This is a genomic window from Pseudomonas sp. G5(2012) (genome assembly GCF_000408945.1).
Taxonomy (GTDB): Bacteria; Pseudomonadota; Gammaproteobacteria; order Pseudomonadales; family Pseudomonadaceae; genus Aquipseudomonas; species Aquipseudomonas umsongensis.
Genome location: NZ_APIO01000018.1, coordinates 15,626 through 29,551 on the forward strand (window position 1 = coordinate 15,626; position 13,926 = coordinate 29,551).

13 protein-coding genes and 1 pseudogene are annotated in these 13,926 nt (G+C 60.9%); 9 read left to right on the top strand and 5 right to left on the bottom strand.

Annotated elements, in window-relative coordinates:
- The first annotated feature begins 103 nt into the window (after nt 1-103).
- Together PG5_RS06670 and PG5_RS06675 are read left to right on the top strand one after the other, a co-directional pair.
- On the top strand, nt 104-1,072 hold the full coding sequence (locus PG5_RS06670) for a 2-oxoglutarate and iron-dependent oxygenase domain-containing protein (protein ID WP_020796339.1): 969 nt from the start codon (nt 104-106) through the stop codon (nt 1,070-1,072).
- 78 nt (nt 1,073-1,150) lie between these two features.
- Entirely contained in the window at nt 1,151-2,104 is a 954-nt protein-coding gene (locus PG5_RS06675; RefSeq protein ID WP_020796340.1) for an adenosine deaminase, read from the top strand.
- A gap of 15 nt (nt 2,105-2,119) precedes the next feature.
- Here the strand turns inward: PG5_RS06675 and PG5_RS06680 are convergent, their stop codons facing one another.
- Nucleotides 2,120-2,854 carry a helix-turn-helix transcriptional regulator gene (locus PG5_RS06680; RefSeq protein ID WP_020796341.1) on the bottom strand — a complete coding sequence of 245 codons (735 nt, stop codon included), beginning with the start codon at nt 2,852-2,854 and terminating at the stop codon, nt 2,120-2,122.
- Between the two features lie 226 nt (nt 2,855-3,080).
- Nucleotides 3,081-4,010 carry a LysR family transcriptional regulator gene (locus PG5_RS06685; RefSeq protein WP_020796342.1) on the bottom strand — a complete coding sequence of 310 codons (930 nt, stop codon included), beginning with the start codon at nt 4,008-4,010 and terminating at the stop codon, nt 3,081-3,083.
- A gap of 126 nt (nt 4,011-4,136) precedes the next feature.
- Between PG5_RS06685 and PG5_RS06690 the strand changes: the two genes are divergently transcribed.
- Entirely contained in the window at nt 4,137-5,150 is a 1,014-nt protein-coding gene (locus PG5_RS06690) for a zinc-binding alcohol dehydrogenase family protein (protein WP_020796343.1), read from the top strand.
- Between the two features lie 153 nt (nt 5,151-5,303).
- A complete protein-coding gene (locus PG5_RS34390; protein ID WP_008066222.1) occupies nt 5,304-5,474 on the top strand; it encodes a hypothetical protein in 171 nt (56 codons plus the stop codon).
- 8 nt (nt 5,475-5,482) lie between these two features.
- Here the strand turns inward: PG5_RS34390 and PG5_RS06695 are convergent, their stop codons facing one another.
- Together PG5_RS06695 and PG5_RS06700 are read right to left on the bottom strand one after the other, a co-directional pair.
- Nucleotides 5,483-6,679, bottom strand: coding sequence for a multidrug effflux MFS transporter (locus PG5_RS06695; protein WP_020796344.1), 1,197 nt, complete (start codon nt 6,677-6,679; stop codon nt 5,483-5,485).
- 93 nt (nt 6,680-6,772) lie between these two features.
- Nucleotides 6,773-6,970 (bottom strand): heavy-metal-associated domain-containing protein, encoded by a 198-nt coding sequence (locus PG5_RS06700; protein WP_020796345.1) that lies wholly within the window; start codon nt 6,968-6,970, stop codon nt 6,773-6,775.
- 159 nt (nt 6,971-7,129) lie between these two features.
- Between PG5_RS06700 and PG5_RS06705 the strand changes: the two genes are divergently transcribed.
- The 3 genes from PG5_RS06705 (at nt 7,130) to cueR (ending at nt 10,530) form a co-directional block, all read left to right on the top strand.
- Nucleotides 7,130-7,513: a hypothetical protein gene (locus tag PG5_RS06705; RefSeq protein WP_020796346.1), complete on the top strand. Its 384-nt coding sequence runs from the start codon at nt 7,130-7,132 to the stop codon at nt 7,511-7,513.
- A 213-nt stretch (nt 7,514-7,726) separates the two neighbouring features.
- A complete protein-coding gene (locus tag PG5_RS06710; protein ID WP_020796347.1) occupies nt 7,727-10,120 on the top strand; it encodes a heavy metal translocating P-type ATPase in 2,394 nt (797 codons plus the stop codon).
- Nucleotides 10,117-10,530, top strand: coding sequence for a Cu(I)-responsive transcriptional regulator (gene cueR / locus PG5_RS06715; RefSeq protein ID WP_020796348.1), 414 nt, complete (start codon nt 10,117-10,119; stop codon nt 10,528-10,530). The genes PG5_RS06710 and cueR overlap by 4 nt, the downstream gene beginning before the upstream one ends.
- Before the next feature lie 161 nt (nt 10,531-10,691).
- On the opposite strand, the gene PG5_RS06720 is transcribed toward cueR, so the two are convergent.
- Complete coding sequence (locus PG5_RS06720) at nt 10,692-11,585, bottom strand: PA4780 family RIO1-like protein kinase (RefSeq protein WP_020796349.1); 894 nt, start codon at nt 11,583-11,585, stop codon at nt 10,692-10,694.
- 294 nt (nt 11,586-11,879) lie between these two features.
- Here PG5_RS06720 and PG5_RS35245 point away from each other — a divergent pair.
- Together PG5_RS35245 and PG5_RS35250 are read left to right on the top strand one after the other, a co-directional pair.
- Nucleotides 11,880-12,968 (top strand): annotated as a pseudogene (locus PG5_RS35245) (cache domain-containing protein); the annotation flags it as partial.
- 129 nt (nt 12,969-13,097) lie between these two features.
- Nucleotides 13,098-13,826, top strand: coding sequence for a methyl-accepting chemotaxis protein (locus PG5_RS35250; RefSeq protein WP_370628334.1), 729 nt, complete (start codon nt 13,098-13,100; stop codon nt 13,824-13,826).
- Nucleotides 13,827-13,926: the final 100 nt, after the last annotated feature.

Consider the following 13,926-nt stretch of genomic DNA (forward strand, 5'->3'; position numbering starts at 1 on the left):
GCTGCCGCAGGCTGCGATCTTTTGATTTTTTATCAGATCAAGATCAAAAGATCGCAGCCTGCGGCAGCTCCTACAGGGATTTTCAACGCTCTCAGGATTGTGTATGAACAGTCTTCCCATCATCGACATCGCCCCGCTCTACACCGACGACCAAAGCGCCTGGGCAACCGTGGCAAAGCAAATCGACCACGCCTGCCGCGAATGGGGCTTTTTCTACATCAAGGGTCACCCGATCAGCGCCGCGCGCATCGACGCCGTGCTCGACAGCGCCAAGCGTTTCTTCGCCATGCCAACTGCCGAGAAGCTCAAGATCGATATCACCCAGACCCGTCACCATCGCGGCTATGGCGCTATTGCCACCGAACAACTGGACCCGAGTAAACCCAGCGACCTGAAAGAAACTTTCGACATGGGCCTGCACCTGCCGCTCGACCATCCCGATGTGCTGGCAGAAAAACCGTTGCGCGGCCCCAACCGCCATCCATCGATGCCGGGTTGGGAGGCGCTGATGGAGCAACACTACGTCGACATGCAGGCACTTGCGCAAACCTTGTTGCGGGCAATGACGTTGGCGCTCGGCATCGAGCGGGATTTTTTCGACACGCGCTTTCGTGAACCGGTCAGCGTATTGCGCATGATTCACTACCCGCCGCGACACACCGCCACTTCCCGGGAGCAACAAGGCGCCGGCGCTCACACCGATTACGGCTGTATCACCCTGCTCTACCAGGATGCCGCCGGTGGCTTGCAAGTCAGGAACGTAAAAGGCGAATGGATCGATGCCCCGCCGATCGAAGGGACGTTCGTGGTCAATCTCGGTGACATGATGGCGCGCTGGAGCAACGACCGTTACCTGTCAACGCCGCACAGGGTGATCAGCCCATTGGGCGTGGATCGTTACTCGATGCCATTCTTTGCCGAGCCGCACCCCGATACCCGCATCGAATGCCTGCCCGGATGCCAGGATGAACAGCAGGCGGCGAAATACCCGGCCACCACTTGCGCCCAGTTCCTACTCTCACGTTTCGCCGATACCTACGCTTATCGACGGGAACAGGAGGCGGTGGAATGAACCGCCTGGTCAGGTTTTATCAATTGTTGCGACGAGCATCTGTAGAATGGCGCCATTGCACCTGATGAGAACAGAATTATGTACGACTGGCTGAACGCCCTGCCCAAGGCCGAACTGCACCTGCACCTGGAAGGTTCGCTGGAACCCGAACTGCTGTTTGCCCTGGCCGAACGCAACAAGATCGCCCTGCCGTGGAGCGATGTCGAAACCCTGCGCAAGGCCTACGCCTTCAATAACCTGCAAGAATTCCTCGACCTGTACTACCAGGGTGCCGACGTGCTGCGCACTTCCCAGGATTTCTACGACCTGACCTGGGCCTATCTCTTGCGCTGCAAGGCGCAGAACGTGATTCACACCGAACCGTTCTTCGACCCGCAGACCCACACCGACCGTGGCATTCCATTCGAAGTGGTGCTCAATGGCATCGCCGCAGCGTTGAAGGACGGTGAGCAACAACTGGGAATCACCAGCGGTTTGATTTTGAGCTTCCTGCGCCATTTGAGCGAAGAGCAGGCGCAGAAGACCCTCGACCAGGCGCTGCCGTTCCGCGATGCGTTTGTCGCCGTGGGCCTGGACAGCTCCGAGATGGGGCACCCACCGAGCAAATTTCAACGCGTGTTCGACCGCGCCCGTGGCGAAGGTTTCCTGACGGTCGCCCACGCCGGTGAAGAAGGCCCACCCGAGTACATCTGGGAAGCCCTCGACCTGTTGAAAATCCAGCGCATCGACCATGGCGTGCGCGCCATCGAAGACGAGCGCTTGATGCAGCGCATCATCGATGAGCAGATCCCGCTGACCGTGTGCCCACTGTCCAACACCAAGCTCTGTGTGTTTGATCACATGTCGCAGCACAATATTCTCGACATGCTCGAGCGTGGCGTGAAAGTGACCGTGAACTCCGATGACCCGGCGTACTTCGGCGGTTACGTCACCGAAAACTTCCATGCCCTGTATACCGACCTGGGCATGACCCAGGACCAGGCCAAACGCCTGGCGCAAAACAGCCTGGATGCCCGGTTGGTCAAACCCTGATATCTACCGGGTCTCCTACAAGGCCATTTCCAGCTCGGTCTGCCTGGCGAAACGGTGAATTTCTTTCTGCCCGGCGGCGGTAAGCTGCAGGGCACGAGAATCCACGGGCAAGTTCAGCCAACCGGACTGCATGAACAGCTGCAGCAACGCCGCACCCAAGGCACCGCCCAGGTGCGGCCGTCTTTCGCTCCAGTCGGGACACGCACAGGCAACCTTGCCGTTGCGATGGGCCAGCGCCTGAATGAAGACACCGCGTGACGCCAGCTGCGTCGAGCCCTTGAGGGTGATCGTGACCCGCTGGTCGAACTGCTCGATCCAGCCGGCCTCCAGCAGGCGCTGGTACAGATCGGCGGCCAGGGTGCCACCCAAGTGGTCCTCACACAGCCGCGCACGCAACAGCGATGAACCCCTCGGCTGAGGTTTGGCCAAGGGGGCGGCGCGTTTGAATATGTCCGGGATATCCTGCGGTGTGCTGGCCAGCGTGGCGCTGGCCAGGGCTTCGATCGCGGCACCGATTTCGGGTGCTGTCAGGCGGAAGAAGCGCTTTCGCCCACGGGTTTCTACTTTCAACAGGCCTCCGGCGGACAACCGCGCCAGGTGCGCACTCGCCGAAGACGGTGACAGCCCGGCCATCAATGCCAATTCTTCAGTATGTCGAGCCGATCCGTCCATCAAGGCCCACATCATTGCGCTGCGCTTCGGGTCAGCCAGCAACGTGGCTATCTGGCTGATGCAAGGTGCATGTTCCATGTATTCACTCCCTGTTGAATCGTATCGTCCTGCTGCTCAGAGATATCTTGACCCGTCATGTGCTGTCGGCCAAACGTGGAAACTGCCATAAACCGGGCTCGCCCTTGCGATCGGTGGTGCGTTCACCAGGCAAGCATCAGTATAGGCCGGTTGGCCGCCAGATCCTGCCCCCCGCAAACCGCCGATGCTGATAGTTCCTGAGGGAAATTTCGCTTTTTGCCTGAGACTAATGATCGAAACCCGATAATCCCGGAAAATGACTACTCAAATGGGCGCATCGGCTGGCAAGCATTTCCCGCAAAAGGTTCACCGGCTTACTCAACTGTGCGCGATGGGCGCACAACAGATTCAGCGGTGCGCGCTCACAGAGCAGTTCCGGCATCAGCACTTTCAAGCGCCCCGCTAACACATCGTTGGCCACATCAAGCCAGGATTTGTAAGCGATCCCGGCCCCTGCCAGCGCCCACAGGCGCACGACATCGGCATCGTCACTGAAACGATCGCCACCGACGGTCAGGCCGACCTCGCGCTTGCCGTCATGAAAACTCCAGTGATCGTGAACCCGGCTGCCCAGCATGAACAGCAGGCAATTGTGCTGGGCCAGTTGCTCCAGTTGGCGTGGCTCGCCACGCCGGGCGAGGTATTCGGGCGCGGCACACAGCACTCGACGATTGTGTGGGGCGATGGGTAGCGCCACCAGGCTGGAATCTTCCGGCTCGCCGTAGCGCAGGGCGATGTCCACTGGCTGGCGGAACAGATCGGCGATGCGGTCGCCCAGCAGCAAGCGCACGGTTAGCTTCGGGTGCTCGCGCTGAAACTCATCCAGCCAGGGCAGCAGCAGGTTGCGCCCAAAGTCCGAAGGCGCGGACAGCTGCAAGACGCCGCTGACCTGATCCTGTCCGCTGGCCAACAGACGCCGGCCTTCGTCGAGATGACTCAAGGCCGCCCGAGCGTACTCCAGAAAACCTTCGCCTTCTGCGGTCAGGCGCAGGCTGCGGGTCGAGCGGGCCAGCAGGCGGGCGCCCAGTTGCTGTTCGATGCGCTTCAACGCCGCGCTCGCCACTGCTGCCGACATGTCCATGCCCCGTGCGGCCGCGGACAGGCTGCCCAGGTCCGCCGCACGGACGAACAACTGCAAATCATCGAACCGCAGCATGTGAGCCTTCATTATCAAAAAAACATTGAAAGAGACTGCTCTTTTAGCGGGTTTTATCTTCCTTAGAAATAGCCAATCATCCATCTCATCGAATCTTAATTCAGATAGTTATTTGGGAGCCTTCCAATGAAAGCCGTTGCCTACTACGCCTCGTTGCCGATCAGCGATGAAAACGCCCTGCAAGACATCGAACTGCCGGAGCCAGTCGCTGGCCCCCGCGACCTGCTGGTGGAGGTCAAGGCCATCTCGGTGAACCCGGTGGACACCAAGGTCCGGCAGAACGTCCAGCCTGAAGCCGGCGCGGCTAAAGTGCTGGGGTGGGACGTGGCCGGCGTGGTCAAGTCGGTCGGCAGCGAAGTGACATTGTTCAAGGCCGGCGACAAGGTCTTCTACGCCGGCTCCATCGCCCGTGCCGGCGGTAACAGCGAGCTGCACGTGGTGGATGAACGAATCGTCGGCCATATGCCGAACACCCTGGGTTTCGCCGAGGCCGCCGCCCTGCCGTTGACGGCCATTACCGCGTGGGAGTTGCTGTTCGAGCGCCTGCAGGTGCACGAAGGCAAGACCGTTGAAGGCCAGAGCCTGTTGATCGTCGGTGCGGCCGGCGGCGTCGGTTCGATCCTCACGCAACTGGCCAAACAGCTCACGGGCCTGAATGTGATCGGTACCGCTTCGCGCCCGCAGACCCAAAGCTGGGTGAAAGCGCTGGGAGCCGATCAGGTGATCGATCACAGCCAGCCACTGGCACAGGCCCTCAAACAGGCCGGCATCGATCAGGTGACCCATGTCGCCAGCCTGACCCAAACCGATCATCACCTGGATCAACTGGTCGAGGCGTTGGCACCACAAGGCAAGCTGGCACTGATCGACGACCCGAAAAGCCTCGACGTGACCAAGCTCAAGCGCAAGAGCCTGTCACTGCACTGGGAGTTCATGTACACCCGCTCACTGTTCGAAACCGCGGACATGATTGAACAGCACAAATTGCTCAACCGGGTAGCCGAGCTGATCGACGCCGGCACTCTGAAAACCACGGTTGGCGAACATTTCGGCATCATCAACGCGGCGAACCTGCGGCGTGCCCATGCACTGCTGGAAAGCGGAAAATCCAAGGGCAAGATTGTGCTGGAAGGGTTTTAAGCGACTGCAGGAGCTGCCGAAGGCTGCTCTCGGACTGCGATGTTTTTTGTTACAAACCGTCAGTCCGAGAGTTGAGCCTTGTCACAATCGCGCTCGTATTCAGGACTACAATCGAAGCCTCTGCGAGAAATCTTTTACTTGAGGAGGTCAGTAATGAAGATCCTGATAAAAGAATTGGCAAAGTCCCAGTGGCAGGTTCGCCTGGATCAACATGCCGTCACCTTCCGCAGCGAAGCCGAAGCCCGCGCCTTCACCAATACCCTTGAAGCGCGCCTACACGCCCCGCACCAGATACCCGACCGCCAACAGCGCGCTGTTGGCTGAGTCAGTCCTCAAACCTGGACTTGCACCAACGCCCGGGCATTTTGTATACGTCGGGTGAGCAGCGCCGCGCTCACCACCAGAATCCCGCACAGGCTGATGACCATGGCCATCGGCATGGCGGTGCCGTCGTGCAACACACCGACCAGCGCCGCAGCGCCTGCTGCGACACTGAATTGCAGGCACCCGAGCATGGCCGAAGCACTGCCGGCGCGGGCACCCTGGCCGTTCATCGCGCAGGCCGAGGCATTGGGAAGAATGCAACCGAGGCTGGCGATACAGACGAATAATGGAATCAGCAGCGGCCAAAGCTGTGCGGTGTGCAGCGCACTGACGGCGAGCAACGCCAGGCCGGCTCCGAGGTAGATCCACACTGTGCGTGTCAGCAGGAACGCCGGACCACGCTTGGCCAACAGTCGCGCGTTGACTTGGGCCACGAGGATGAACCCCGCCGCGTTGGCACCGAAGAACCAGCCAAAATGTTCAGCCGGAACGCCATAGAGCTTGATGAAGATGAACGGCGACCCGGCGATGTAGGAGAACATGCCGGCGATGGCGATACCGCCCGTCAGGGCATGGCCGAGGTATACCGGGTCCTTGAGCAAACGTGCGTACTGGCGCAACGCCCCCGCCAAGGGTTGGCGTGGCAAATGGGCGGGCATGCTTTCTGGCAGGCCCAGTGCCACGGCCAGCCCTGCCAGGGCACTGAAACCAGTCAGCGCGAGGAAGATCGACTGCCAGCCAGTGGTGTTGACCAGCAAACCGCCGAGCATCGGTGCAAGAATCGGCGCCAACCCCATCACCAGCATCAATTGCGAAAAGACTTTTGCCGAGCCCACCGCATCGCATTTGTCGCTGACCACAGCCCTCGAGATCACCATCCCTGCGCAACCACCCAGTGCCTGGATGAACCGCGCACCGATCAGCCACTCCAGGCTCGGTGCATACGCGCACGCCAACGAAGCGGCGGTAAACAGCCCGACCCCAATCAGCAACGGCATGCGTCGCCCGAACCGATCAGCCACCGGGCCGTAAGCCAGCTGACCAATGGACAAGCCGAGGAAATAGGCGGCCAATGTCAGCTGAACGTGTTTTTCGTCGGTGCCGAAGGCGAGCGCCATTGCCGGGAACGCCGGCAGATAAAAATCGATCGCCAGAGGACCGAAAGCGCTCAAGGCGCCAAGAATCAGGATTGTGCGAAAATTCATCAGGCATCCAATGGGACAGAAGTCGGCAGCCCGACAGTCTAGCCGCGCATGGACGCCTTGAACATTAAGTTAGCTCGCTAACTATTAAAAAATTCAGGCCAGCTTCACGCGGTAGCCTTCTTCACTGATGAGCTCGATCACTTGCTCGGCGCTCAATGCACTCTCGACGCCGACTTCCCTGGCCGCCAGGTCGACCCGCACACTCGCGGCCGGGTCCTTGGCCTGCACAGCCTGGGTGATCGCCTTGACGCAGTGACCGCAGGACATGCCTTCAACGTTAAACACTTGCATGGATGACTCCTTTACTGAGGTGTTTGAATGAGGTGAGCTACAGTCTCGAGCTTGCCCCCATGGCAAGGTCAAGTTCCGAAGTGACCTGCCGGGCTGGCAATCGGCTTCGCGCTCGTCCAAGCTGCGTGCATCTACGACTTGATCCCAGGAGATTCAGCCATGCGCTGGTCAGCTTTCAGCCTGTTAGGCCTGCTCAGCCTTTTCACCGCCACAGCCCCGGTCAATGCCGCCGGTGAGGATTATGGCGTGCTGATCATTTCCCGCGAGCGCCTGGAAGTCGCAACCAGCTGCGAAATCGGCGTGTACATCCAGGACCAGCTGGCGGCGCGGCTGTTCCAGGAGCAGAGCACCTCGTTCAACTTGCCACCGGGCAATGTGTCGCTGCGCTTGAAGTTGCTGCCGGGCCAGGCGCCGGGGTGTAACCCGGGCATGTTGGCGCCGGGTTCGCAAGACATCCAGCTCAGGGCCGGTGATATGTTGAAATACCGGATTGCGATGACACAGGATGGGATGTATCTCAAGCGCGCAGGCCTCGGATACTGAAACATCCCCCTGTAGGAGCGAGCATGCTCCGGGCGGCGTTCCGACGAAGGTCGTCAACGATAACGCTGGAAACCTGACACCCCGCGGCGCTCTCGGGTTCATCGCGAGCAGGCTCGCTCCTACAAGGTTGATATCGCACTTTGATCTTGGTGCTTGACCTTGCCAGCATGGCAAGGTTGATCCTGTAGGCAACTACTACAGGGAGCGTGACCGATGTCCGAATCCATTACTTTCGATCTGCCAATTGCCGGCATGACCTGTGCCAGCTGCGCCGGGCGTGTCGAGCGCGCCTTGAGCAAAGTCGTCGGCGCCAGTGCCGTCAGCGTCAACCTGGCCACCGAGCAGGCCCGGGTTCAAGCGCCGGTCGACAGTCTCCCGGCCTTGATGGAGGCCGTGCAAAAAGCCGGTTATAGCGTGCCGCAGCAGCGCCTTGAATTGAGCATCGACGGCATGACCTGCGCCTCCTGTGTCGGCCGGGTCGAACGGGCACTGAGCAAGGTGGCGGGGGTCAAGAGCGTCAGCGTTAACCTGGCCAATGAACGCGCTCATGTGGAACTGTTCGGGCAAGTCGATCCGCAAGCCCTGATCGGTGCCGTGACCAAGGCCGGTTACGTCGCCAGCGTCTGGCAAGACGATCAGCCACATATCGACACGCAGCAAACCCGACTGTACCGCGAGCGCTGGGCCTTGATCGCAGCCATCGCCCTCGCCTTGCCCCTGGTTTTGCCGATGTTGCTGCAACCGTTCGGCGTGCACTGGATGCTTCCGGCCTGGGCGCAGTTCGCCTTGGCCACGCCGGTGCAATTCATCTTTGGCGCACGGTTTTATGTAGCCGCCTGGAAAGCCGTGCGTGCCGGCGCTGGCAACATGGATCTGCTGGTCGCGCTGGGCACCAGTGCCGGTTATGGCTTGAGCGTGTACGAATGGGCCACCGCCGCCGGGCGCATGCCGCACCTGTATTTCGAAGCCTCGGCTGTAGTGATTGCCCTGGTGTTGTTGGGCAAGTACCTGGAAAGCCGCGCCAAACGCCAGACTGCCAGCGGCATTCGCGCCCTGGAAGCGCTGCGCCCGGAGCGGGCGATCCAGGTCGTCGACGGCCGTGAGCAGGAAGTCGCCATCAGCGCCTTGCGCCTCAATGACCTGGTACTGGTCAAACCCGGCGAACGCTTTCCGGTGGACGGTGAAGTGGTCGACGGCCAGAGCCATGCCGACGAAGCGCTGATCAGCGGCGAAAGCCTGCCGGTGCCCAAGCAACCCGGTGACAAGGTCACGGGCGGCGCGATCAATGGTGAAGGTCGCCTGCTGGTACGCACTCAGGCACTTGGCGCGGAAACGGTGCTGGCTCGCATCATTCGACTGGTTGAGGACGCTCAGGCGGCCAAGGCCCCGATCCAGAAATTGGTGGATAAAGTCAGCCAGATCTTCGTGCCGGTTGTGCTGCTGCTGGCACTCGCTACCCTGATTGGCTGGTGGCTGTACGGCGCGCCACTGGAAACCGCGCTGATCAATGCCGTGGCGGTGCTGGTAATCGCCTGCCCTTGTGCCCTGGGCCTGGCCACGCCGACGGCGATCATGGCCGGCACCGGGGTGGCGGCGCGGCATGGGATTCTGATCAAGGACGCCGAAGCGCTGGAACGCGCCCATGAAGTCAGTGCAGTGGTGTTCGACAAAACCGGCACCCTGACCTCTGGCACCCCGCGCATCGCCCACTTGAGCGCCATCGAGGGTGACGAAACCGCCCTGCTGCAACTGGCCGGCGCCTTGCAACGTGGCAGTGAGCATCCGCTGGCCAAGGCTGTGCTGGATGAGTGCGCACAACGCGGTCTGATCGTGGCCGATGTCAGCGACAGTCAGTCCCTGACAGGGCGCGGCATTGCCGGCAGTCTTGAGGGCCGTAGGCTGGCACTGGGTAATCGACGTCTATTGGAAGAAAGCGGATTGCGCACAGGTGAATTGGCCGATTCGGCAACTGCCTGGGAAGCCGAAGGCCGGACCCTGTCCTGGCTGATCGAGCAAAGCCCTGCACCGCGAGTACTGGGATTGTTCGCTTTCGGTGACACGCTCAAGCCTGGCGCGCTGCAAGCCGTGCAACAACTCAGCGCACGCCATATCAGCAGCCACTTGCTGACCGGCGACAACCGAGGCAGCGCCAAAGTGGTCGCCGATGCACTGGGCATCACGAATGTACACGCCGAAGTGCTGCCGGCAGACAAAGCCGCCGAAGTCGCCATGCTGAAGAAAACCGGTGTGGTGGCGATGGTTGGCGACGGCATCAACGATGCGCCGGCATTGGCCGCGGCGGATATCGGCATTGCCATGGGAGGCGGTACCGACGTGGCCATGCACGCCGCCGGGATCACCCTGATGCGCGGCGATCCGCGATTGGTGCCCGCGGCGCTGGAAATCAGCCGCAAGACCTACGCGAAGATCCGCCAGAATCTGTTCTGGGCCTTTGTCTATAACCTGATCGGCATTCCGCTGGCGGCCTTCGGATTCCTCAACCCAGTACTCGCCGGTGCGGCAATGGCGTTGTCGAGTGTGAGCGTGGTGAGCAATGCGCTACTGTTGAAAACCTGGAAACCCGAGGATCTGGAGGACAAGCGATGAACATCGGCCAAGCGGCCCGCCATAGCGGCCTGAGCGCAAAGATGATCCGTTACTACGAGTCCATTGGCTTGCTCAAGGCGGCGCATCGCACCGACAGCGGTTATCGGGTCTACAGCGACGACGACCTGCATACGCTGGCGTTCATCAAGCGCTCTCGGGACCTGGGGTTTTCCCTGGAAGAAGTCGGCAAGCTGCTGACCCTCTGGCAGGATCGCCAGCGGGCCAGTGCCGATGTGAAGGCCCTGGCCCGCCAGCATATCGACGAGTTGAACCAGAAAATCCGCGAGTTGGGGCAGCTGCGCGATACGTTGCAGGATCTGGTCGAGCATTGTCAGGGCGATCATCGGCCGGATTGTCCGATTCTCAAGAGCCTGGAGTCGGGGTGTTGTGCAGAACCGTCGAATATTTAAGCGCCTGTGACACACCGTATCGCCCACGATCGTTCCCACGCTCTGCGTGGGAATGCATCCCGTGACGCTCTGCGTCACATTCAGAAGCGGAACGCGGAGCGTCCCTGGCGGCATTCCCACGCAGAGCGTGGGAACGATCATGTGCACCTACAAAAAACCGATCACTGCATCCAGGGCGGAGGCGGCTCTTCGGTTTTGCCCGGTGGCGTGTCGTCTGCGGCACGCGCCGCTTGCTTGCGCTCTTCATCCAGGCGCGCGGCCTCGATCTCGCGCATGATGCCGCCGACGTCGGCCAGCTCTTCCGGCTCGTCGAATTCGCCAGTCAGGACGCTGGCCGGGTGCAAAGTGCCCGCCTCGTACAAAGCCCACATTTCCTTGGCGTACCGAGTCTTTTTCAACTCTGGCGCAAACCGTCCGAAATAGGACGCCATGTTGCCCACGTCCCGCTCCAGCATGCTGAACGCGTGGTTGTTGCCCGCCGCGTCAACCGCTTGCGGCAAGTCGATGATCACCGGGCCGGTCGGGGTCAACAGCACGTTGAACTCGGACAGGTCACCGTGCACCAGGCCGGTACACAGCATCAGCACGATCTGCGAAATCAGGAACGCGTGATACTCGCGCGCCTGGTCCGGCTCCAGCACCACGTCGTTCAGGCGCGGTGCCGCATCGCCATACTCGTCGGCCACCAGTTCCATGAGCAGCACGCCCTCAAGGAAGTCATAGGGCTTGGGTACCCGCACACCGGCATTGGCCAGGCGAAACAGCGCCGCCACTTCGGCGTTCTGCCAAGCGTCTTCGGTTTCCTTGCGACCGAACTTGGAGCCCTTGGCCATGGCCCGGGCCTGTCGGCTGTTGCGCACCTTGCGGCCTTCCTGATACTCGGCCGCCTGACGAAAACTGCGTTTATTCGCCTCCTTGTAGACTTTCGCGCAACGTAACTGGTTGCCGCAGCGCACCACATAAACAGCTGCTTCTTTACCACTCATGAGTGGGCGCAGCACCTCGTCGACCAGACCGTCCTCGATCAGGGGTTCAATGCGTTTTGGAGTCTTCATCAGCTTTTATTGTGGGTCCTTTATTACCAAACACGCGAAAGTCCTTCGTTATACGGCAATCCATCCATTCGGGGGAGGGGGTGCCGACGTACCGTTCGTGTCATTTTTCAAAACAGCCCTCAATTTCCGCAGGCAACAGCCGAAGTCCTAAGTGACAAAGTGATTTGTCCGACAATCGTTTTTACAACAATAACGATGCCGCATTCAGGGAACAGGGATCCATTACGTTTACGGCTGCCAAAAAACCGCGAGTCATCTGCACTGCGTGGGCCTACAAGAAAATCTGGAGCGCGGATGAACATCAAACAGAAACTGACCTGGGCGTTTGCAATCATCGCCTGCTTGCCGGTGGTGCTGGTCGCCACCCTCGTCGTGCTGAACTTGCGCAGCGATGCCAAGGACGAATTCGTCGACAACAGCGGTCGCGAAATCCGTCAGGTCAGCAATGCGATGCAACTGTTTTTCGACGGCATCAGCCAGAACGTCGAATACCTGGCCAGGCAACCGCTGATCACGAACTCCGACGACAGCCTCAAGACCTACATGAACGCCAACGCCGCCAGCATTCCCCAAGGGGAAATGGACAAAAAAGTCTTCGGCTTCCTGCAGGACCTGGGCAACGCCCATCCGTCATACGCCTACGCCATCCTCGGCACCGCGGCCGGTGGTTACGTGTCGTGGCCGGACGATGCCAAACTGGCCAACTACGACCCGCGCCAGCGCCCCTGGTACAAGGCCGCCCAGGCCAAACCGGGCAAGCCATTCCGTACCGAAGCCTATTACTGGGCCGAAAACGATACGTCCTACGTCAGCACCGTGCGCACCATCGACAACAAGCTGGGCACCAACGGTGGCGTCGTCAGCATCGACGTGTCGCTCAAACAGCTCACCGAACTGGTCAAGCAGATCAAGCTCGGCGAGACCGGCTACCTGATGCTGCTGGAAAATTCCGGCACCGTGCTGGTCGACCCGAAACAACCGGAACATAACTTCAAAGCCCTGGGCAGCCTCGGCGAGGGCTACGCGCAACTGGCCAAGGCCGGCAAAGGCCTGGTCGAGGTTGAACTCAATGGCGAGCGCTACATGGCCAACGTCTGGCCGTCCGAGCAGTTGGGCTGGACCTTCATCGGCTTGATCAAGCAGAGCGATGTGATGAGCACCGCCACCCAACTGACCTGGTTGATCGCCATCATCGCCGCGGTACTGGCCGTGGTTTTCGCCGTTGTCGGCGCCAGTTTCGCCAGCGTCATCGTGCGACCGATCCGCAGCGTGGCCGACGGTCTGGAAGGCATCGCCCAGGGCGAAGGCGACCTGACCAAGAGCCTGCAAATCCGCGGCAGCGACGAAACCGCGCAACTGGCCAACTGGTTCAACCAGTTCCTGACCGCGATTCGCAACCTGATCCAGAGCATCGGTGGAGCCGCGACCAGCATCCTGGCCACCTCCAAGAGCTCGACCCAGGTCTCCAGCGACATGGCCGAAGCCGCTGGGCGCCAGCGTGAAGCGGTGGACATGGTGTCCACGGCATTCCATGAAATGGTCGCCACCGCCAACGAAGTGGCGCGCTCCTGCAGCCAGGCGGCCGAGTCCGCCGACAGCGGGCAGCGCCAGGCCCGCGAAGGCCAGCAACAGATTGACGCGGCCGTCAGCAGTGTCGATCGCCTGAGCCAGGAAATCGAACAGTCGGCGCAGTCGATGCAACAGCTGGAACGCGACAGCAATGATATCCAGTCGATCCTGGGGACCATTCGCTCAATCGCCGAGCAAACCAACCTGCTGGCACTGAACGCGGCCATCGAAGCGGCGCGGGCCGGTGAACAGGGTCGTGGTTTTGCGGTAGTAGCCGACGAAGTACGCGCGCTGGCCAAGCGCACGGCCGACTCCACCGCAGAAATCGACGGGCTGCTGGGCAACCTGGCCAAGCGCACCAGCCAGGTGACCCAGCAGATGCATGCGAGCCTGGAGGTGTCCCAGCAATCGGTGACGCGCATCGGCGAAGCGCGCAACAGTTTCGGGCAGATCCGCGAGTCGGTGGATGTGATCCGCGACATGAACACCCAGATTGCCACGGCGGCGGAACAACAGCATCAAGTGGCCGAAGACATCAACCGGCACATCAGCCAGATCCATGGCGATGCGCAATTGGTGGCGGAACTGGCGAACTCGGCGCGCCTGGATTCCCAGAGCCTGGCCGGGTTGTCGAATGAGCTGGATGGGTTGGTGCGCCGCTTCCGTACCTGATTGAAATCCCGGTGCCCGCTTCGCGACCATTCGCGAGCAGGCTCGCTCCCACAGGGTTTTGCACTGCCCTTGTGGGAGCGAGCCTGCGCGCGAAGCGGCC